This is a genomic window from Bacillus sp. FMQ74 (assembly GCF_001875785.1).
Taxonomy (GTDB): Bacteria; Bacillota; Bacilli; order Bacillales; family Bacillaceae; genus Bacillus; species Bacillus stercoris.
The window spans coordinates 1-241 of the sequence record NZ_MOEO01000045.1; the positions used below are offsets into that span (position 1 = coordinate 1).

A 241-nucleotide genomic window follows, 5' to 3' on the forward strand; every position below is an offset into this window, starting at 1 on the left:
CGTCATACTTTCGTCCATTGCGGAAGATTCCCTACTGCTGCCTCCCGTAGGAGTCTGGGCCGTGTCTCAGTCCCAGTGTGGCCGATCACCCTCTCAGGTCGGCTACGCATCGTCGCCTTGGTGAGCCATTACCTCACCAACTAGCTAATGCGCCGCGGGTCCATCTGTAAGTGGTAGCCGAAGCCACCTTTTATGTTTGAACCATGCGGTTCAAACAAGCATCCGGTATTAGCCCCGGTTT

The 241-nt window shown here is 55.6% G+C and carries 1 rRNA gene; it reads right to left on the minus strand.

The features are described from left to right. Positions 1-241: ribosomal RNA gene (locus BLL41_RS22275) — 16S ribosomal RNA — on the minus strand; the annotation flags it as partial.